General features: G+C 66.8%; 1 pseudogene. It reads left to right on the top strand.

The window, feature by feature from the left end:
• Positions 1-256, top strand: a pseudogene (locus MRBLMG1_RS03795) (AMP-dependent synthetase); the annotation flags it as partial.

Raw genomic sequence — 256 nt, 5'->3', positions numbered from 1 at the left:
ACGTATGTGGGTTTGCTCGCGGTGTTGTATGCGGGTGGCACGGTGGTGCCGTTGCAGCCGAATTTTCCTGCGGAGTTGACGCGGCGGATGATTCGGGTGGCCGGGGTGGACCTGGTGATCGCGGATGAGCGGGGTCTGGGGGTGTTGCCGGAGGTCGTCGATGAGGGGACGGTGGTCCGGGTCCTGGACACGGGGGGTTGTCCGGAGGGTTTCGTCTCGGTTCCGGTGGTGGCTTCGGCGGCGTTGGGTGAGCCGG

Source organism: Streptomyces sp. LMG1-1-1.1, assembly GCF_040815545.1.
In the GTDB taxonomy this organism is placed as follows: Bacteria; Actinomycetota; Actinomycetes; order Streptomycetales; family Streptomycetaceae; genus Streptomyces.
Note: the sequence above shows the minus strand (reverse complement) of the source record. Positions and strands in the feature narration are given on the sequence as shown.